The 18,220-nt window shown below is 72.8% G+C and carries 21 protein-coding genes; 5 read left to right on the forward strand and 16 right to left on the reverse strand.

The annotated features are described in order from the left end of the window. Nucleotides 1-52: 52 nt before the first annotated feature. Genes ATL51_RS06800 through ATL51_RS06810 form a run of 3 tightly spaced genes read left to right on the forward strand, consistent with a single transcriptional unit; the run spans nt 53 to nt 2,757 of the window. Nucleotides 53-973 (forward strand): SDR family NAD(P)-dependent oxidoreductase, encoded by a 921-nt coding sequence (locus ATL51_RS06800; protein ID WP_100878057.1) that lies wholly within the window; start codon nt 53-55, stop codon nt 971-973. After that, nucleotides 970-1,974: a lipoyl synthase gene (gene lipA / locus ATL51_RS06805; protein WP_062395976.1), complete on the forward strand. Its 1,005-nt coding sequence runs from the start codon at nt 970-972 to the stop codon at nt 1,972-1,974. Before ATL51_RS06800 ends, lipA begins: the two co-directional genes overlap by 4 nt. A 45-nt stretch (nt 1,975-2,019) precedes the next feature. After that, entirely contained in the window at nt 2,020-2,757 is a 738-nt protein-coding gene (locus ATL51_RS06810; protein ID WP_100878058.1) for a DUF4191 domain-containing protein, read from the forward strand. Between the two features lie 25 nt (nt 2,758-2,782). Here ATL51_RS06810 and ATL51_RS06815 read toward each other — a convergent pair whose 3' ends face one another. The 10 genes from ATL51_RS06815 to ATL51_RS06860 form a co-directional block, all read right to left on the reverse strand. Continuing rightward, on the reverse strand, nt 2,783-3,571 hold the full coding sequence (locus ATL51_RS06815; RefSeq protein WP_100878059.1) for a (2Fe-2S)-binding protein: 789 nt from the start codon (nt 3,569-3,571) through the stop codon (nt 2,783-2,785). Beyond that, nucleotides 3,568-3,786, reverse strand: a complete 219-nt coding sequence (locus ATL51_RS06820) for a hypothetical protein (RefSeq protein WP_100878060.1) — start codon at nt 3,784-3,786, stop codon at nt 3,568-3,570. Before ATL51_RS06820 ends, ATL51_RS06815 begins: the two co-directional genes overlap by 4 nt. Further along, nucleotides 3,783-4,211, reverse strand: coding sequence for a glycerol dehydratase reactivase beta/small subunit family protein (locus ATL51_RS06825; RefSeq protein WP_100878061.1), 429 nt, complete (start codon nt 4,209-4,211; stop codon nt 3,783-3,785). The genes ATL51_RS06820 and ATL51_RS06825 overlap by 4 nt, the downstream gene beginning before the upstream one ends. Beyond that, complete coding sequence (locus ATL51_RS06830; RefSeq protein ID WP_157818253.1) at nt 4,208-6,076, reverse strand: diol dehydratase reactivase subunit alpha; 1,869 nt, start codon at nt 6,074-6,076, stop codon at nt 4,208-4,210. The genes ATL51_RS06825 and ATL51_RS06830 overlap by 4 nt, the downstream gene beginning before the upstream one ends. A gap of 11 nt (nt 6,077-6,087) precedes the next feature. After that, the gene (locus ATL51_RS06835; protein WP_062395981.1) at nt 6,088-6,663 is read right to left on the reverse strand and encodes a propanediol/glycerol family dehydratase medium subunit; all 576 of its coding nucleotides are present in this window, start codon (nt 6,661-6,663) and stop codon (nt 6,088-6,090) included. Then, entirely contained in the window at nt 6,660-8,381 is a 1,722-nt protein-coding gene (locus ATL51_RS06840; RefSeq protein WP_100878063.1) for a propanediol/glycerol family dehydratase large subunit, read from the reverse strand. Before ATL51_RS06840 ends, ATL51_RS06835 begins: the two co-directional genes overlap by 4 nt. A 3-nt stretch (nt 8,382-8,384) precedes the next feature. Then, nucleotides 8,385-8,810: a diol dehydratase small subunit gene (locus ATL51_RS06845; protein ID WP_073574166.1), complete on the reverse strand. Its 426-nt coding sequence runs from the start codon at nt 8,808-8,810 to the stop codon at nt 8,385-8,387. Beyond that, on the reverse strand, nt 8,807-9,667 hold the full coding sequence (locus ATL51_RS06850; RefSeq protein ID WP_100878064.1) for an MIP/aquaporin family protein: 861 nt from the start codon (nt 9,665-9,667) through the stop codon (nt 8,807-8,809). Before ATL51_RS06850 ends, ATL51_RS06845 begins: the two co-directional genes overlap by 4 nt. Further along, nucleotides 9,664-10,116, reverse strand: a complete 453-nt coding sequence (locus ATL51_RS06855; RefSeq protein ID WP_224402122.1) for a GlcG/HbpS family heme-binding protein — start codon at nt 10,114-10,116, stop codon at nt 9,664-9,666. The genes ATL51_RS06850 and ATL51_RS06855 overlap by 4 nt, the downstream gene beginning before the upstream one ends. Nucleotides 10,117-10,323: 207 nt before the next feature. After that, nucleotides 10,324-11,367, reverse strand: a complete 1,044-nt coding sequence (locus tag ATL51_RS06860) for a LuxR C-terminal-related transcriptional regulator (protein ID WP_100878065.1) — start codon at nt 11,365-11,367, stop codon at nt 10,324-10,326. A gap of 123 nt (nt 11,368-11,490) precedes the next feature. Here ATL51_RS06860 and ATL51_RS06865 point away from each other — a divergent pair, with 123 nt between their 5' ends. Beyond that, nucleotides 11,491-12,168, forward strand: a complete 678-nt coding sequence (locus ATL51_RS06865) for a GntR family transcriptional regulator (RefSeq protein ID WP_100878066.1) — start codon at nt 11,491-11,493, stop codon at nt 12,166-12,168. Between the two features lie 11 nt (nt 12,169-12,179). Here ATL51_RS06865 and ATL51_RS06870 read toward each other — a convergent pair whose 3' ends face one another. Then, entirely contained in the window at nt 12,180-12,650 is a 471-nt protein-coding gene (locus tag ATL51_RS06870) for an RDD family protein (protein ID WP_073574170.1), read from the reverse strand. A 183-nt stretch (nt 12,651-12,833) separates the two neighbouring features. Between ATL51_RS06870 and glnA the strand changes: the two genes are divergently transcribed. Beyond that, nucleotides 12,834-14,255 carry a type I glutamate--ammonia ligase gene (gene glnA / locus ATL51_RS06875; RefSeq protein ID WP_062395988.1) on the forward strand — a complete coding sequence of 474 codons (1,422 nt, stop codon included), beginning with the start codon at nt 12,834-12,836 and terminating at the stop codon, nt 14,253-14,255. An 86-nt stretch (nt 14,256-14,341) separates the two neighbouring features. Here glnA and ATL51_RS06880 read toward each other — a convergent pair whose 3' ends face one another. The 5 genes from ATL51_RS06880 to ATL51_RS06900 form a co-directional block, all read right to left on the reverse strand. Next, the gene (locus tag ATL51_RS06880; protein WP_100880535.1) at nt 14,342-15,280 is read right to left on the reverse strand and encodes a cold-shock protein; all 939 of its coding nucleotides are present in this window, start codon (nt 15,278-15,280) and stop codon (nt 14,342-14,344) included. A 248-nt stretch (nt 15,281-15,528) separates the two neighbouring features. Further along, entirely contained in the window at nt 15,529-15,810 is a 282-nt protein-coding gene (locus tag ATL51_RS06885) for a GlsB/YeaQ/YmgE family stress response membrane protein (protein WP_100878067.1), read from the reverse strand. A gap of 736 nt (nt 15,811-16,546) precedes the next feature. Further along, nucleotides 16,547-16,981 carry a GlcG/HbpS family heme-binding protein gene (locus ATL51_RS06890; RefSeq protein ID WP_073574172.1) on the reverse strand — a complete coding sequence of 145 codons (435 nt, stop codon included), beginning with the start codon at nt 16,979-16,981 and terminating at the stop codon, nt 16,547-16,549. Between the two features lie 65 nt (nt 16,982-17,046). Continuing rightward, on the reverse strand, nt 17,047-17,469 hold the full coding sequence (locus ATL51_RS06895; protein WP_073574173.1) for a nitroreductase/quinone reductase family protein: 423 nt from the start codon (nt 17,467-17,469) through the stop codon (nt 17,047-17,049). Nucleotides 17,470-17,481: 12 nt separating this feature from the next. After that, complete coding sequence (locus tag ATL51_RS06900; RefSeq protein ID WP_073574174.1) at nt 17,482-18,195, reverse strand: M50 family metallopeptidase; 714 nt, start codon at nt 18,193-18,195, stop codon at nt 17,482-17,484. Nucleotides 18,196-18,220: the final 25 nt, after the last annotated feature.

Here is an 18,220-nt window from a genome sequence, read left to right on the forward strand (position 1 = left end):
GCCGCCCGACCACCGGCGGCGGCCGCGGGGGCCCGCTCGCTACGGTCGCGTCGTGCACCCGCTCCCCGACCAGACCGGCCGGACCGTCGTCGTCACCGGCACGACCTCCGGGCTCGGTCTCGCGCTGTCCACCGCGTTGGCCCGGGCCGGGGCCCGGGTGCTGATGACCGCCCGCGACGTGACCCGCGGCCGCGCCGCGGTGCGCGGGGCCGGTGGTGAGCTGGTGCTGCTGGACCTCGCCGACCTCGGCTCGGTGCGGGCCGCGGCGGCGGAGATCCGGGAGCGCACCGGGGACCGGGTGGACGTGCTCGTCAACAACGCGGGCGTCGCGATGGGCCCGCGTGCGGACACCGCGGACGGTTTCGAGCTGCAGATCGGCACCAACCACCTCGGGCCGGCCGCTCTGACCTGGCTGCTGATGCCCGCGCTGCGGGCCGCCGGCGACCCGGAGCGGCCCTCGCGGGTCGTCACGACGTCCAGCCTCGGCCACCGCACCGGCCGGCTCGACCCCGACGACCTGGGGTGGCGGCGCCGGCGCTGGTCCCCGAACGCGGCCTACGGCGCGTCGAAACTGGCGAACCTGCTGTTCGCCGCGGAGCTGGACCGGCGGCTGCGGCTGTCCGGGGACCCGGTGCTCTCGGTGGCTGCGCACCCGGGGATGACCGAGTCGTCGCTGCTCGCGAACTCCTTGCGGCGGGGCGCGACGCTGCAGGCGCGGCTGTTCGCCCCGTGGGAGCGCTGGCTCACCTCGCCGGTGTCCGAGGGTGTCGGGCCGCAGCTCGCCGCGGCGACGGGGCCGGTCCACGGCGGCGACTACCTGGGCCCCACCGGGCTCGGGGAGACCCGCGGCCCTGCCGGTCCGGCACGGCGCTCGGCGGCCGCCCAGGACCCGGTGCTCGCGGGCAGGTTGTGGCAGGTCACGGCCGCCGCGACCGGCATCACACCGGACCCCGGGCGTAGGCTGGACGCGTGACCATCGCACCCGAAGGCCGCAAGCTCCTCCGCCTCGAGGTCCGCAACAGCGAGACCCCGATCGAGCGCAAGCCGTCCTGGATCCGCACCCGCGCCAAGACCGGTCCGCAGTACACCGAACTGAAGGGGCTCGTCCGGTCGGGCGGCCTGCACACGGTGTGCGAGGAGGCCGGTTGCCCCAACATCTACGAGTGCTGGGAGGACCGGGAGGCGACGTTCCTCATCGGTGGGGAGCAGTGCACCCGTCGCTGCGACTTCTGCCAGATCGACACCGGCAAGCCGGCCGACCTGGACACCGACGAACCGCGCCGGGTGGCGGAGTCGGTGCAGCAGATGGGGCTGCGCTACTCCACCGTCACCGGCGTCGCGCGCGACGACCTCGACGACGGCGGCTCCTGGCTCTACGCCGAGACCGTCCGCAAGATCCACGAGCTGAACCCGGGCACCGGCGTCGAGCTGCTCGCCCCGGACTTCAACTCGATCGACGACCAGCTGACCCCGGTCTTCGAGTCGCGCCCCGAGGTGTTCGCGCACAACCTCGAGACCGTCCCGCGGATCTTCAAGCGGATCCGCCCGGCGTTCCGCTACGACCGGTCGCTGGAGGTCATCACCAAGGCCCGCGAGTTCGGTCTGGTCACCAAGTCGAACCTGATCCTCGGCATGGGCGAGACCCCCGACGAGGTCACCTCCGCGCTGCAGGACCTGCACGACGCGGGCTGCGAGATCATCACGATCACCCAGTACCTGCGCCCGACCAAGCGCCACCACCCGGTGGAGCGCTGGGTCAAGCCCGAGGAGTTCGTCGAGCACTCGACGGCCGCCGAGCAGATCGGTTTCGCCGGGGTGATGGCCGGGCCGCTGGTGCGCTCGTCCTACCGGGCCGGCCGGCTCTACGCCCAGACCGTGGCCCACCGCGGCGAGGAGCTCTCCCCCGCCCTGGCGCACCTGGCCGACTCCGGCCCGGCCGCGCAGGAGGCCAGCTCCCTGTTGGCACGCGGCTGAGACCTCCTCGCACCGTCGATCACCGGTCGGAAGTAGGCTGGTCACATGCCCGGCAAGCCCCGTAAGCCCTCGCCCGAAGAGAAGAAGGCGCTCAAGGCCCAGAAGAAGGCCGCGTCGAAGCAGCGTCGCCAGCAGATCTGGCAGGCGTTCCAGATGCAGCGCAAGGAGGACTCCCAGCTCCTCCCGATCATGATCGGCGTGTTCGTCGGGTCGATCGTGGTCGTCACGCTCATCGGGTGGCTGCTGGGCCTGGTCTGGTTCTTCGTGCCCTTCGGCATCCTGATCGGCGCGCTGGCCGCGTTCAGCATCTTCGGTCGCCGCGTCCAGAAGTCGATCTACGTGAAGGCCGACGGGCAGCCGGGCGCCGCGGGCTGGGCGCTGGACAACATGCGCGGGCAGTGGCGGATCACCCAGGGCATCGCGGGCACCACCCACCTCGACGCGGTGCACCGGGTCATCGGGCGGCCCGGGATCATCTTCGTCGCCGAGGGGGCCCCGCACCGGGTGAAGACCCTGCTCGCACAGGAGAAGAAGCGCACCGCGCGGGTCGCCGGCAGCACCCCGATCTACGACGTGATCGTGGGCAACGAGGAGGGCCAGGTCCCGCTCAAGGGCCTGCAGCGCCACCTCATGAAGCTGCCCCGCAACATCTCCGCCGCCGAGATGGACTCCCTGGAGGGCAAGCTCAACGCCCTCGGCAGCCGCTCGGCCGCGATGCCCAAGGGGCCGATGCCCCAGGGCGCCAAGATGCGCAGCATCCAGCGCACCGTCCGCCGCCGCTGACCCCGCCGCCGACCGGGCGGCCGGGTCAGTCGGTGGGATCGCCGGACGCCGGCTCGCCGCGCAGATCCGCCAGGACGCAGTCGGCGCAGGTGCTGCCGCCGGGCACCCGGTAGTACAGGCAGCAGGACCGCCGCCGGAACGTCCAGGCGTGGTCCGGCGCCACCGGGGCCCGCCGCTCCCCCGTACCGGTCAGCCGGGGGTGCTCCAGCAGGTCCGCGGCGACGGCGGCGACGGCGTCCGCGGCGTCGGGGCGCTGGATGTCGAGCACCCGCTTCGCCCCCGCGACCGACGACGCGACGTTGCCCCACAGCACCGTCCCGGACACCCCGAAGCGCTCGCCCGCGATCTCCACGAGCGGGGTGAGCACGTCGTCGACCAGCGGGGCCAGCGCGTCCGGCGCCGGGAACGGGCAGCGCACCACCCGGGGCGGGTCGAGCGCGACGACGTCGCCCAGCGGCGTGGCCGACCACCACAGCGTCTCCGGCCGGAGGTCGACCAGGACACCGTGCAGGGCCAGCGCCGCGACCGGCCCGGACAGCAGCTTCGCCGCGAGCCCCTGTACCGCGATCGACGCGGCGATCCGCCGGCCCAGCGGTGGCTCGGCCCCGAGCGCCACCCGGGTCCGTTCGACCCGGTCCAGCAGCGCGTCGGGAGCGAGGACGGCGGCGAACGGGCGGACCGACCGTCCGCCGGCCCGCTCCTCGGTGACGTCGAGCAGCTCGAAGAACGGCCCGACCGCCGCGAGCCCGGCCAGCACGTCGCTCACCGGCGGGGTGGCGGCCGTACGCGCGATGTCGACGTGCTCCGTGGTCACCGGGGAAGCCTCGCATCCCGGATCGTCCCGGTCGAGCCGTTCGTGAGGGTCCCGGCGACCGGTCCGACCCACAGCACCACCCCCGCAGCAGCCACGACGGCGAGTGCCTGCGTCGCCGTCGACGACGCCACCAGTGCGGCGAGCACCGTCAGCCGGAGGAGGCCCCGCGCGGTCGCCCGTCCCGTCGCCGTCGCCACGGCCGGGAGGCGCGTCACGGCCGGACACCGGCCGGCCCGGGCAGCGGCAGCCCGGTCACGATCCGGGCCGCCGCCGCGCCCGCCCGGCGCCCGTGCGGCCGGTCCCCGGCCCCCTCCGGGCCGGCCGGCGCGGACGGCCCCGGACCGGTTTCGGTGAAGGCGGGCCGGTCGGCGGGCAGCGTGGTGTGGTGCACGACCACGGAGCCGTCGGCGTCGATCCCGACGCCGACGTCGAGCCGGGACCGCTGCGCCGCCCGGTGGGCCAGCGCGACGACACCGTCGGGACCCCCGACGGCCCCCGGATCCGGCCAGGTCGTGACCGGGACGCCCTCCTCCTCGGCGCCGGCCAGCACCTCGCGCAGCACCGGGTCCGGGATGTCCGGGTGGTGCCCGACGACGACCGACGGCGGCTCCGGGGCCGACGCCGGGCCCGGGTGGCTCATGCCGCCGGCTCCCCGCTGCCGACGAGCGAGCTCGCGTGCGCGTCGACCAGACCGGAGGCGACGGCGTTGCGCGGACCCTCGGTGCCGTGGACGTTACCGGTACCGCAGACCACGCCCGACCCGGCGAGCGCGTCGGCGATCATCTGCGGGATCTCGAAGTCCAGCGCGGACCCGCCGAGCAGCACGACGAAGTCGAGCATGCGCAGCGACCCGCTCGGGGCCACCTGGCGCAGCGCCCGCAGCGCGTTCACCACGAACACCCGGCGCTTCGCCTCCCGGCGCACCCGCACGACGTGATCGATGGAGTGCCGCGTCGTCACCGGGACGGGCCCGTCCGGGGTCATGACGACGACCCGGGCGAACACGTGCGAGGGCAGCGGCTCGGTGAAGAACTGCACCGAACCGTCCTCGTGGCGGACGTGGAAGAAGCTCTCCACCTTCGCCAGCGGGAACCACTTGACCTGCTCGGCGGTCTCACGGTCGTCGAGCGCCAGCTCGGAGTCGATCAGCTTGGTGACCAGCTCGCCCGCGCCGGCGACGTGTACCGCGGAGCACGTGCCGTCCCGCAGCAGCAGCGCCGCGTCGGTGGAGCCGCCGCCCATGTCGAGGATCGCGATCGGTGTGTCGGTGCCCGGGGTGGTCAGGGCCCCGCGGACCGCCATCTCGCCCTCGACGCCGCCGATCCGGGCCGAGCAGCCGAGCGTCTCGGCGACCCGGTCGGCGACGACCTGCATCCGGCTGCGGCTGGTGCGCACCATCGCGGCGAGCGCGACGGCGTTCTCCAGCGACACCTCACCGGCCAGCCCGCCCCGCACCTCGCGCGGGACGAACGTGTCGATGGCCAGCACGTCGCGGATCCGGATCTCCCCGGCCGGCTGCCCGGTCACGTCGGTCATCGTGTCCCGGACCTGGGCGAGCATCCCGCCGACGTGCGTGCCGGGCTGGCCGGTCGCGTCGTCGAGGGGCTGCACCCGGGCCAGGGTCTCCATGATCTCGTCGGCGCCGGCGTCGACGTCGACCCGCAGGGTCTTGCCGGCCCCGGTCAGGACCAGCTCCCCCACCGGGACGCGGCGGTCGGTCACGTCCCCGGCCGGGGTCCGGACGACGACGGCCGAGCGGTTCCCGGTCAGCGCCCGCGCCACCGGCGCGACCTGCCGGGTCTGGTCGGGGTCGAGCTCGAACACCGTGGCCAGGCCGTAGGAGTCCGACAGGGTCCGGATGGTGCGCCCCGGCAGGGCGACCTCCACCGCCGCGGACATACCGAGCGGCACCCGCTCGACGGCGCCGACCTCGTCGACGATCGGGATCGAGACGTCGATCCGGTTCGCGACGAGCACCGCATCGTCCTGCGCCAGCACCGCCGCCACCAGCTCCAGGCCGCGTCCGAGCGCATCGTTCAGCACCCGCGCGACGCGGTCGAAGTCCCACCCGCGCCCGACGACGGCGATCACCGGCCCCTCGGGGACCGGGCCGGGGCCGGTGAGGTCCTCCATCGCGACGGTGACGCCGACCCCGATCCCGCTGCCGCCCGGCGTCGCCGGGTTGTGCCCGATCATCGTGGACTCGGTGATGATCGTCTCGGTGATCGTCTCCATGGCGAGACCGCTGATCACCGGTGTCGCCTCGTTGAGCAGCACCTCGTCCAGCTCGTCGGCGGAGCGCCGGGCCCCTTCCAGGGCCCGGCGGACCGCCTTCACCGCGCCGTCGGTGTTGTCCGGGGTCCCCTTGACCCCGGTGGTGCGGGTCAGGGCGGTCCCGAGGTAGGTGACCCGGCCGCCGGCGTCGATCGAGGCCACGCAGGCCTCGGTCGTCGAGTTGCCGATGTCCACGCCCACGACCAGCCGCGAGCCGTCCGTCCCGTGCACCCGTGTCTCCTTCAGCCTGCGACCGCTGCGCCGAGGGCGACCTCGACCGGACGCACCCCGCTGCGGATCTGCTCGAACTCCTTGAGGTGCAGCAGCGCCGCCTTGGCCTGCCAGCGGGGGCGGGCCATCTGGTCGTTGCGGGTCGGCACCGGCTGCGGCGACTCGCCCTTGGCGTACTGCGCGGCGTTGGAACCGATGCCGCGGAACACCTCGGCGTCGAGCAGCGGGGACTGCGGGAACAGCTCCAGGTTCGACAGCCGGGCCAGGTCCTTCTGATGGATCATCGTGGTGCCCCGCGACAGCAGGCCCACGCAGATCCCGGAGCCGGACAGCTTCGCGCCGGTGTGGGCGATGGCCGCCAGGTCGGCGGTGTCCCACACCCGGATCAGCCGCGACGTCACGCCCTGCTCCTCGATGCCCGCCATGAGCTGGCGCAGCACCTCGGCGTGCGGGACGTCGACGATCGTGCGGGTGAAGAACCCGGCGAACGCCGGGGACACCGCGATGACGACCTCGTCGGGCCGGGTGCCGCGCTCGGCGGGCCCGATCTCGGTGAGCGACAACGGGTTCTCGGTAGCGGTGCTCACGAGACCTCCTCCTCGGGGTTCTCGGCGCTGGTGACGTGGCGCAGCTTCTTCAGGGCGTTCCACCGGTCGCCGGTCAGGCGGTAGCCGGTGCCGGGACCGGCGTAGTCGTTGGCGTCGTTGATGGCGGCCTGCGGGACGAAGTTCTCGTCGAGGATCGCCGAGGTCTGGAGCAGGTCGCCGGACACGCGCTGGCGCAGGACCTGCAGCAGGTTCTCCGCGACGTCGTGGAAGCCGGTGCGCTCCAGGATCTTGACCAGGTCGAGGCCGGTGATGCCGCGGTCCATGACCGACTGGGCGCCCTTGAGGTCCTCGAGGACCTCGCGCAGCGGGTAGTCGGCGCTGGAGTTGGCGTAGGTGGCCGCCTCGATCTCCTCGTCGGTGATCCGGGGCAGGTCCAGCTCCGCGAACACGGCCTGCATCGCGCGGGCCGCCTTCTCGCGCACCGCGAGGATCTCCGGCTCGCGGACGTGGCGCAGGCCGCCGTCGATCTGCAGGTCGCGCTGGATGGTGTTCCAGTCGTCGTAGTCCTCGACGTCGAGGTTCGACCCGGCGAACATGTTGTCCGAGTTCGGCACGCCGGAGAAGCCGGAGCACACCAGGTCCTGACCGGACAGCAGCTGCGGCATGAGCCGGCTGGTGCGGCGCATCGCCGAGTGCGAGAACGACTGGTCGTTGCCGGCCGCGCACTCGAGGTCGACCATGTTGCAGACCAGGTTCTCGGCGGCGACGGCCCGGATGCCGCCGGGGACCGCACCCGGGACGCCGATGCAGCTGATCGAGCCGTTCTGCAGGCCCTGGACGCCGGCGCCCTTGGCCATCAGGATGCAGCGGATCTCGAGGAACAGCATGGAGCGGCCCTCGGCGTTGCCCATCTGCACCTCCGACCCGGTGCCCGAGGTGAAGCGCATCTTGATGCCGCGGGAGGCGTAGGCGCTGGCGAGGAACGACTTCGACCACGGGGTGTCGTCGCCGTCGACGAAGACCGACTCGGTGCCGTAGACCGAGATCGTCTCGGCGTAGCCGGTGATGCCGCGCATGCCCAGGTCGAGCTCGGTGGCCTCCTCCAGCGCGCACTGGGTGATGACACCGCCGCGCCCGGACTGGGCACCGACCTGCAGGCCGATGGCCACGAGCGGGGCGTAGCGCAGGACGCCGAGGGTCGTCTCCATCTCGGCGAAGCCGCGCAGCGCGGCCTCGGCGGCGTCGGCCGCGACCTGGATGGGGTTGTCCCGGGCGCTGGTGGAGTGCGCCTGGTTGGCGGGGCTGCGACGGGCCCGCATCTTCTGCATCGACATCATGATCTCGACGACGTTGAGCAGCTTGACGACGTCGAGCAGCTTGGCCGGGGTGAGGCCGCGGGTGATGTCGAGCAGGTCGGCCCGGGTGACGCCCGGGTCGACGAGCATCCGCGCGATGTCGGTCGAGGGGATCGCGGTGGCCCGCTCGGCGACCTCGACGTCGATCGCGTGATCGGCGATGAAGGTGTCCATGAAGTCGAACTCGGCGCGCTCGCGCCCGTCCATCTCGACGATCACGCCGTTCCCGACGCGAACGCTCGGCTGCGGGTCGAAGTCGCTCTCCATGGCGACGAGACCCTTCTCCGGCCATTCCTCGACGAAGCCGTCGAGGTTGACCGGGCGGGACTCGAGCATGTCCGTGCGCTTGGAGGTCCGGGCCCCGGTCGCCGGGGTGCCCGCCTCGGGGAGGGTGCTGGTCATCGGTCAGTCTCCTTCGCGGGCGAGCAGGTCGCGGGCGGCGTAGACCTGCGCGGCCTCGCGGACGAGCGCGGCGCAGGTGGCGGCGGCGTAGTCGTTCTCCAGCCGGTCGGCGATCTCCGCGAGCCGGGCGGCCGACGAGGCGCGGGGCCGCAGCGCGTTGTAGATCGCGAGAACCTCCTCGTCGGGGACGGCGGTGAGCTCGGCGGCACGCCGCATGTTCTCGGCGAGCTGGCGGCGGCCGACCGAGTCGGAGATCTCGCCCTGGAGCTTCAGGGTCTCGGGCGAGATGCGGAGGTCCTCGTTGCGGATCTCCCCCGACACGACGGCGGCCATGGTGACCTCCGCCAGCGGCCGGCCGGTCGGGGTGCGGAGCAGGTCGGGCCGCTGCACGGACAGCGGGTAGTCGGTGGGGCCGAGGGTGGTGGTCATCGGGTCTCCTCCAGGCGGGACGCCACGGGCTGCTCGACCGGGGCCTCCGGGTGCGGGACGCGGCCGACGGGGGTCTCGCCGGTCGCGGCGGCCTCCAGCTCGGCCGGGGTGAGGAAGCGCTCGACCAGCAGGACGAAGGCGCCGCCTCCGATCAGGCCACCGAGCAGCGGGGCGACGATCGGGAGCCACCAGTACGGGACACCGGCGGCGGTGACGAACGCGGTGTCGTAGCCGGTGACGAACGAGGCGAGTCGGGGGCCCAGGTCACGGGCCGGGTTGATCGCGTAGCCGGCGTTGGCACCGAACGCGATGCCGATGCCGACGACCAGGAAGCCGATCATGAAGGGCGCCATGTTGGCGCCGGGCGGGTTGTTCAACGCGTTGGTCAGCGCGAAGATCACGAAGACGAGCAGGGCGGTGCCGACGATCTGGTCGCCGAACGCGGCGAAGATCGTGACGTGCTCGCCGGGCAGGGTCGAGAAGATGGTCTGCGTGGCGACGGTGTGGCCGGGGTCGACCGCCGCGATCGGGCCGGCGTAGACGGCCCGCACGACGAGGGCGGCGAGGAAGGCGCCGACCGTCTGGGCCAGCCAGTAGGGCACGACCTTGCGCCAGGCGAAGCCCTTGAACACGGCCAGCGCCAGGGTGACAGCCGGGTTGAGATGGGCGCCGCTCACACGGCCGGCGATGTAGACGCCCATGGTGACCGCGACGCCCCAGCCCCAGACCAGGGTGCCCCAGTCGCCGTTGGCGCCCTCGGAGGTCACGACCTGGGCGACGGTGCCGCAGCCGATGAGGATCAGGACGAAGGTCCCGGCGAACTCGGCTGCGAGCTCGCCGGCGTCCCCGCGGCTCACGCGAGTGCCGCGACGGCGGCCTCGGCCACCGTCACGTCCTGCTCCACCGAGCCGGCGCTGACCCCGACCGCGCCGACGAGCTCACCGTCGCGGTGGATCGGGATGCCGCCGCCGAAGATGACCATGCCACCGGCGGTGTGCTCCAGGCCGTAGAGCTCGGCACCGGGCTGCACCAGCGGGGTCAGCGCCGCGGTCGGCAGGTTCATCAGGATCGAGGTGCGCGCCTTGCGCTGGGCGATGTCGATGCTCGCGCGGATCGCGCCGTCCTGGCGGGCGAAGGCGAGCAGGTGACCGCCGTCGTCCACGATCGCCACGTTCATCGGCTGGCCGATCTCGGTCGCCTTCGCCAGTCCGGCGGCCAGCGCCTTCTCTGCGTCCTGGAGGGTCAGTCGCTGCATCCGGGCCTCACTCCTCGTCGAGTCGAGCTGCCCGGGTCCGTACCGGGCCACGACGAGGACGCTATGAGCGCGGTCACCCGCGCAGATATGAGGACTCTCCCTACCTCACCCCCACCCCCACACCCTCCGGAGAGGGCCGTACGGCCCAGTCGGCGCCGGTGCGGAGGGGTCGACGGACCGGTCGCCGAAGCAACGTCGACCAGGTGGCCCGGCCGGCCGCAGCGACGGCGGCCACGCCGTCCTGCGTGCGGCCCTCGCTCAGTTGCCCGCGCCGAAACGCGCGAGCATGGTCCGGTTGCGGGCACCGGTCTTCCGCAGCACCGCTCCGACGTGCTTCTCCACCGTCTTGACCGAGATGGCCAGCCGGGTGGCGATCTGCTTGTCGGCCAGCCCCTGTTCGACGAGTGCGCGGACCTCCCGCTCCCGCAGGGTCAGCGTGTGCTGGCCGCGGGCCGGCTGCAGGCCGGCGGGCGGCGCGACGAGCGGACCCGCCGTACAGGGGGTGGGCGGGTCGGGCCAGCAGGCCCGCACGCGCGTCCCCCACCCGGGGACGCTGTCGATCTCCAGCCGGCCGCCGGCGGCGCGCACGGTGGACTCGACCCGGTCCAGCCCGGACCGGGGCGCGGTGACGGGGTCGAAACCGCGGCCGTCGTCCTCGACGAGCAGACGGACCGTTCCCGTCTCGAACGCCAGCCCCACCCGCAGCGTGCACGCACCGGAGTGCAGCACCGCGTTGTCGAGCAGCAGCCGCGCGACCTCGTGCACCCCCGTCGCGACGACCGGGGCCGGCACCCGCTCGGTACCCAGGGTGACCACGCCGCCGCGGGCACCGAGCGCGCGCAGCGCGCGGTCCAGCTCGGCCCGCAGCTCCGGCAGCAGCTGCGGCGCGGCGGGGGCGGTCGCGACCGCCGGGACGTCGGCGAGCAGCCGGGCCGCCATCACCGCGACGGCCGCCTGCTCGGCGAACCCCTCGACCGCGGCGACGTCGGAATCGCGGAAGCGTCCACCCCCACCGAAAGCACAGGCTCCGAGCAACTCGTCGTCCCACCAGAGGGGGGTTCCGAGCACGTCCGATGCGCCGGGGCCGTCCCCCTCCACAAGGAGGGTGCGGGGCTCCCGGACCAGGCGGGCCAGGACGTCCTCCACCGGGGGCAGGGGATCGCGGTGCACGACCGGTGCCGGGTCGCCCAGCAACGCGACGGTGCCGCCACCACCGCCCAGCCTGCTGGTCGTGCGCCGGACGAGGTCGTCGAGCAGCGACGTCACACCCCGGTCCTGCGCCGCACCGTGAGCGAGGATCACCCGGTCCTCCCGGTATCCATCTTGCATCTATGCCGCATTCCTGGAGGGGAACGGTAGGGATGTCGACCGGGGTGGGCAAGCCTCGCGAACCCGGGCCGGACGTGTTCAGGCATCATTTCGGATGTGGACGACGGGTCACGGGCGAGCGGTAGCGCCACCGAACGGGCGTACCGGTTCGCCAAGGCCGGGATCCTCGACGGCTCCCTGCCCGCGGGCGAGCTGATCAGCGAGGGTCAGGTCGCGCGGCCGCTCGCGCTGAGCCGCACGCCGGTCCGCGAGGCGTTCCTGCAGCTGCAGGCCGAGGGTCTGCTGAAGCTCTACCCCAAGCGCGGCGCGCTCGTGGTGCCGGTCTCCCCCGGTGAGGTGGACGCCGTCGTCGAGGCCCGCGACGTCATCGAGTCGCACGCGATCGCCACCGTCGTGGGGGTCGACGACGAGACCCTGGAGCACATCACCGCCGCGATGGACGCCGCGATCGAGGACCAGCTCGCCGCCGTGGCCGCGCGCGACGAGCTCGCCTTCGTCGAGGCCGACCGCCAGTTCCACACCGTGCTGGTGCGGGCCGGGTGCCGCAGCATCCTGCTGGAGGTCTACGGGACGCTGCGCGACCGGCAGCTGCGGATGAACATGGGTGCACTGGGCGGCCGCTTCCCCGGCCGGGCCGAGCGCCTGGTCGCCGAGCACCGGCAGCTGCTCGCCGGGCTGCGCGCCCGGGACCGCCAGGGTTCGGTGGCCGTGCTCCGGGTGCACCTGGCGGGCACCCGGGCGTCGGTTCTGGGTGCTCCCCCGGCGAGCGCCTGAGCCGCCGGGCCTCAGCCCCGCAGCACCCGCACCACGACCGTGCGGCTCGCGCGGTCGTGCCAGCCCCGGCCGTCGGTGTCGCGCAGGAACGGCGGCAGCACCACCGCGATCATCGCGGTGCGCAGCAGCGCCCGCGGGACACCGACGTGGGTCGCCATGTCGGTGCGCGCGACCCGCATCCCCAGCGCGAGGTGCCCCGGTGCCGTGCCGAGCACCGACACGGACAGCGCGGTGATCACGAACCAGGTCCCGAGGACCCACCAGCTGAACTCCGGGGTGCCGAGCGCGTCGACCCCGGCGACCAGCAGCACCAGCAGGTAGGACAGGAACCAGTCGAGGCAGACGCCGGCGACCCGGCGGCCGAACCCGGCGACGGAGTAGTGACCGGTCGCCGGCAGCCCGAAACGCTCGCCGGGGTGTCCGGCCGGGGCGGAGCCCCCGGCGGATGAACCGGGGAGCCAGGACTCGATCCAACGGGCCATGCTCTCTAGCGTAGGCGCCGTAGCCGCACCACCGAGCGGGACCGGACCGGACACCGATGACGAACGTGATCGATGTCGCGGTCGGGTCAGTTAACGTCGGTGAAACAGGTGAGTGATGGGTGAGCAACACGCCACTCCTACCGTCACCCACGATCTCCACCAGCGAATGAAGGAGCCCAGAGAGTGTTCAGCAACGCCGAAGAGGTACTCAAGTACATCTCGGACGAGAAGGTCGAGTACGTCGACATCAGGTTCTGCGACCTGCCCGGCGTCATGCAGCACCTCACCGTCCCCGCCAAGACGGCCGGCGACCTCCTGGAGAACGGCGCCGCCTTCGACGGCTCCTCCGTCCGCGGTTTCCAGGCGATCAACGAGTCCGACATGGCACTGCACCCGGACACGACGACCGCCCGTCTCGACCCGTTCCGCAAGCACAAGACGCTGAACATCAACTTCTTCGTGCACGACCCGATCACCGGCGAGCCCTACTCCCGTGACCCGCGGAACGTCGCCCGCAAGGCCCAGGAGTACCTGGCCGCGTCCGGCATCGCCGACACCGCGTACATGGCGCCCGAGGCCGAGTTCTACGTCTTCGACTCGATCCGGTTCGGCACCGACCCGCACCAGGCCTACCACCACATCGACTCCGCGGAGGGCTGGTGGAACACCGGCCGCGAGGAGGTCGGGGGCAACCTGGGCTACAAGGTCAACTACAAGGGCGGCTACTTCCCCGTCCCGCCGGTCGACCACTACGCCGACCTGCGCGCCGACATCGTCACCGCGATGCAGGCGTCGGGTTTCGAGGTGGAGCGCGAGCACCACGAGGTCGGCACCGCCGGCCAGGCCGAGATCAACTACAAGTTCGACACGCTGCTGCGTGCGGCCGACGACGTCATGCTCTTCAAGTACCTGGTGAAGAACGTCGCGTGGCAGAACGGCAAGACCGCCACCTTCATGCCGAAGCCGCTGTTCGGCGACAACGGCTCGGGCATGCACGTGCACTCGTCGCTGTGGAAGGACGGGCAGCCGCTCTTCCACGACGAGTCCGGCTACGGCGGGCTGTCCGACACCGCCCGCTACTACATCGGCGGCCTGCTGCACCACGCGCCGTCGCTGCTGGCGTTCACCAACCCGACGGTGAACTCCTACCACCGCCTGGTTCCGGGCTTCGAGGCCCCGGTCAACCTGGTCTACTCCGCGCGCAACCGCTCGGCCTGCATCCGCATCCCGCTGACCGGTGACAGCCCGAAGGCCAAGCGCGTCGAGTTCCGCTGCCCGGACTCGTCCGGCAACCCCTACCTCGCCTTCTCGGCGATCCTGATGGCCGGTCTCGACGGCATCAAGAACAAGATCGAGCCGCCGGCGCCGATCGACAAGGACCTCTACGAGCTTCCGCCGGAGGAGGCCAAGGACATCGCGCAGGTCCCGGCCTCGCTCGGTGCGGTCATCGACAAGCTGGAGCAGGACCACGACTACCTGCTCGAGGGTGGCGTGTTCACCCCGGACCTGATCGAGACCTGGATCTCCTACAAGCGGGAGAACGAGATCGACCCGCTGCGGCTGCGCCCGCACCCGTACGAGTTCGCCCTGTACTACGACGTGTGATCCACACCTGACCCACGTCACACCGAGGCCCGGCCCCCGTCAGGGAGCCGGGCCTCGGCGCGTCCGGTGGGTCGTCGGCCGCCCCGTCAGAGGCGCTCGACGCGGTCGGCCTGCGGGCCCCGGTCGCTCTGCCGCACCGCGTAGCGGACGCGGTCGCCCTTCTGCAGCGGCTCCGCGTCCCGGATCACGGACACGTGGACGAACAGGTCGTCCCCGCCGGCATCCGGGGAGATGAACCCGAAGCCGCGGTCCTCGTCGTAGCGGACGACGACGCCCTCGCCGCTTCGTGCGGGAACCTCGCGCGACGACGGCCCCGCGGGGGGTGCCGACCGCTTCGGCGCCGTCGAGGGCTCACCGCTCCGGACCAGATGCACGTCACGGGCCTGGGGGCCCTTCTCCGCCTGGGCCACCTCGAAGGCGATGCGGTCGCCCTCCGCGAGCCAGGTCAGCCCCTCGGCCAGGGCCCGGGCGTGGACGAAGACGTCGTCGCCGCCGGAGTCGGGGGTGACGAAGCCGAAGCCCTTGTCCTCGTCGTACCAGGCGACCGTGCCGTCGGCGTCGTCCGCGGTGTCGTCCACGGCGGGCGGGCCGACCTCCGCCCCGAGCGGGATCAGGTTCCCGGCCTGCGGGCCGCGCTCGCCCTCCACGACCAGGAAGGCCACCCGCTGGCCCTCGGTGACCACGCCGCCGGTCACGATGGCGGAGCTGTGCACGAAGATGTCGGCGCCGCCGGCGTCTGGGGTCGCGAAGCCGTATCCCTTCCCCGGCTCGTACCAGGTGACGGTGCCGAGCAGGCCCACGGCGCTGTCGGCCGCCTCGGCCGTGACGCGCACCCGCAGCGCCTGGGGTCCGCGGTCGTTCTCGCCGACCTCGAACTCGACGACCTGGCCCTCGCGGAGCACGGGTGCGCCGCCGCCCCCGACGATCTCGGAGGCGTGCACGAACACGTCAGGCAAACCGTCCTCGGGGGCGAGGAAGCCGAAACCCCGTTCGGCGTCGAACCAGCGGACGGTCCCGTGCGGCATCGAGAACTCCAGATCGGTGGTCGGGTACTGGCCCCAGTCTCCCCGACGGACCTCGCGGTCCGTCGGGCCGGGCCCACGGGCGGCGGCCCGCGGTGGGTCGACCGGCCGTACGACAGGCACGTACTGCGTTCGCCGTGAACATCTCGGACAGCGGCTGCCCGGTCGTCGATCCGAGCGGCGCACACGAGAGCGCCGCCCCGTCTGGAAGGACGGGGCGGCGCTGGGTCTCGCAGGGAACTACGGCTGCGTCAGCGGCCGACCTTCTTGCGACCGACGATGGCGTTGTAGATGACCAGAACGATGATCGCACCGATCACCGAACCCACGATGCCACCGAACGAGAAGCTCATGAACTGCCCGGTGCCACCACCGGAGATCAGCGACCAGAGCAGGCCACCGACGAGCGAACCGACGATTCCGAGGACGATGGTGGGGAGAATCCCCATCTTGTCGTTGCCCGGAACGATGGCGCGGGCGAGGAAGCCGGCGATGAGACCGACGACGATCGCGATGAGAATGGTCCAGAGCATGGGGATGTCTCCTCTGTGCGGCGTATGGACGAGTAACAGCCCGGAGTACCGGACCAGGCTGACACCGAGTGACCCGTAGGACTCATAACGAAACGTCCCGAATGGTCACCGTTCGGACGCGATCAGGAGACGGGAGAACATCGACCCGCACCGACTGCGCCGACCGACCCCAGGAGAACCGCCGACCGGCCGCCGACGTGCGGCCGACCGGACCACACGGGTCCCGGTGTCGGGTACAACGTCGCCGACGCTAACCACTGCCGGTCACGGAAACATCGCAGGACACCCCTGCCCCACCATCAGGTGCCGGAGTTCGCACGGTCGGGGTCTTCCCGGATGCGGGCGCGTCACGAGGCGGTCACCGCGGACGGATGCGACCCCCGCTCGGGGTCAGGTCCGCTCGGAGCATCCCGGACGCGGAATCGGTGCAGAGATCATCTCATCGCCCGCGTCCGCGGATTCGTTGACAAGGGCGGGACGCGGATGCTTGACTCAGAGCTACCGTGTTCCAGGTCACACGAAGTGAGGGTCGCACCGGCCCGTCCACTCCGATCGGTGACACCGCCCGGGTGTCCACGGAACGGCACCGGCCACGCGCGACCCTCTGCGTCACCCTGCGCCCCTCGGCGCGACCACGAACGTGCACGGTCCTTCCTCGGCGGCAGGATCGTGTCCCCTCCGCGCCCCCGGGCTGACCTCGTCGCCCGGGGGTGCGGCACATTCCGGGACGGCGGGACTACTCGGCGCCGGTGACGGCCACCAGACCGGCGGCCTCGATCCCGGCGAGGGCGGCGGCCTCGTCGTTGAGCGACGCGTCGCCGGTCACCCCGACGGCGCCGAGCAGCGCGCCGGCCGCGTCCTTGACGAAGACCCCGCCGGGCACGGAGAGGATCTTGCCGCCGGCGAGGTTCGCCACCGAGGTGAAGAACTCCGGGGAGTCCGCGGCGCGGGCGGCGATCGCGCGGTTGGTCATGCCGAGGGCGAGCACACCGCTGGCCTTGGCGACGGCGAGGTCGGGCCGCAGGAAGCCCGAGCCGTCCTGGCGGGCCAGGGCGACGATCGCGCCGCCCGGGTCGAGCACCGCGACCGTGAGCGGGTTGAAGCCCTGCTCGGTGCCGTGGGCCAGGGCAGCGGCGGCGATGGTCTGGGCCTGCTCGAGGGAGATCGTCATACTGCGAACCCTGCCATCACCGCGCCGCGCACGCCCACCCCGGCCTCACACAGCGCGGGCGGCGGTCAGCGCCGGGTGAGGCCCACCAACGGGATCGTCCGGTCGGTCCTGCGCTCGTAGTCGGCGAACCCGCCGTTGTTCTCCTTGATCCAGGCCCAGACGCGGTCGCGGTCGGCCTCGTCGAGCTCGGCCGCATGCACCGGCACGGTCTCGACCCCGCCCTCGCCGTCGGCGATCTCGGCGGTGACGTCCGGGTTCGCCATCAGGTTGTGGAACCACGCGGGGTGGCGCGGCGCGCCGGCCGCGGAGGCGACGACGACCCAGCGGTCACCGTCGGCGAACCAGCGCAGCGGGGCGATCCGCTCGGCACCGCTCTTCGCGCCGACGTGGTGGACCAGGATCATCGGCAGGCCGGTGAACGGCTCGCCGACCCGGCCGTCGTTCTCCCGGAACTCGCGGATCACCCTGGTGTTGAAGTCCTCTGCCATGACCCCATGCTGTCAGGCCGGCGCCCCGCCGGGAGCGAACACGACCCAGCAGGCGGCGAGCGTCGCGGCGAACGCGACGAGGACGAACACCGCTGCCCACGCCCCGCCGCCGAGCGGGGTGAGCTCGGCGAGCCGGTCGGCGTCGGAGTGGCGCAGCCGGCCCCCGCGACGGCCGCGGCGCAGCTCCAGACAGGCCTTCACCCCGCCGAACAGCAGGAACCAGGTCAGCGCGGCGGCGAACCCGGTCCGCAGATCGGCCGGGGCACGCAGCGCGACGAGCACGAGCACCGCACCGGTCGCGACGACGGCCAGTCCCCCGTAGAGGTTGCGGATCTGCAGCAGCGTCGCGGCCAGCAGCACCACCGCGATCCACAGCATCGCCTGCGCCTCGTCCGCCGCGACCAGCACCGCACCGCCGAGGCCGAGCAGCGGCGGGAAGACGTAGCCGGCGGAGAACATCGCGACCACGCCGGGGCCCCGCCCGGCCCCGGTGGAGTGCGTGACGCCGGAGGAGTCGGCGTGCAGCCGGATCCCGGCCAGGCCCCGCCCGACCAGGACCGCGACGAGTGCGTGCCCGCCCTCGTGGGCGATCGTGACCGCGGTGCGCGTCAGCCGCCAGGTCGGCCGCCACGCGACGACCGTCAGGGCCAGCAGCGCGGCCAGCAGCGACGCCGGCCGGGCCGCGACGAGCTCGTACCCGCGGGTGATCACGTCGAGGTCTGCCACGCACCCCAGTCAACCAGCGGGGCCC

Source organism: Pseudonocardia alni, from assembly GCF_002813375.1.
Lineage (GTDB): Bacteria > Actinomycetota > Actinomycetes > Mycobacteriales > Pseudonocardiaceae > Pseudonocardia > Pseudonocardia alni.

What these genes read in the sequence shown, in the direction of transcription:
- ATL51_RS06810 (WP_100878058.1), top strand. Translation starts at nt 2,020, where the DNA reads ATGCCCGGCAAGCCCCGTAAGCCCTCGCCCGAAGAGAAGAAGGCGCTC.
- ATL51_RS06825 (WP_100878061.1), bottom strand. Translation starts at nt 4,211, where the DNA reads ATGAGCCACCCGGGCCCGGCGTCGGCCCCGGAGCCGCCGTCGGTCGTC.
- ATL51_RS06840 (WP_100878063.1), bottom strand. Translation starts at nt 8,381, where the DNA reads ATGACCAGCACCCTCCCCGAGGCGGGCACCCCGGCGACCGGGGCCCGG.
- ATL51_RS06845 (WP_073574166.1), bottom strand. Translation starts at nt 8,810, where the DNA reads ATGACCACCACCCTCGGCCCCACCGACTACCCGCTGTCCGTGCAGCGG.
- ATL51_RS06870 (WP_073574170.1), bottom strand. Translation starts at nt 12,650, where the DNA reads ATGGCCCGTTGGATCGAGTCCTGGCTCCCCGGTTCATCCGCCGGGGGC.
- ATL51_RS06880 (WP_100880535.1), bottom strand. Translation starts at nt 15,280, where the DNA reads ATGCCGCACGGGACCGTCCGCTGGTTCGACGCCGAACGGGGTTTCGGC.
- ATL51_RS06885 (WP_100878067.1), bottom strand. Translation starts at nt 15,810, where the DNA reads ATGCTCTGGACCATTCTCATCGCGATCGTCGTCGGTCTCATCGCCGGC.
- ATL51_RS06890 (WP_073574172.1), bottom strand. Translation starts at nt 16,981, where the DNA reads ATGACGATCTCCCTCGAGCAGGCCCAGACCATCGCCGCCGCTGCCCTG.
- ATL51_RS06895 (WP_073574173.1), bottom strand. Translation starts at nt 17,469, where the DNA reads ATGGCAGAGGACTTCAACACCAGGGTGATCCGCGAGTTCCGGGAGAAC.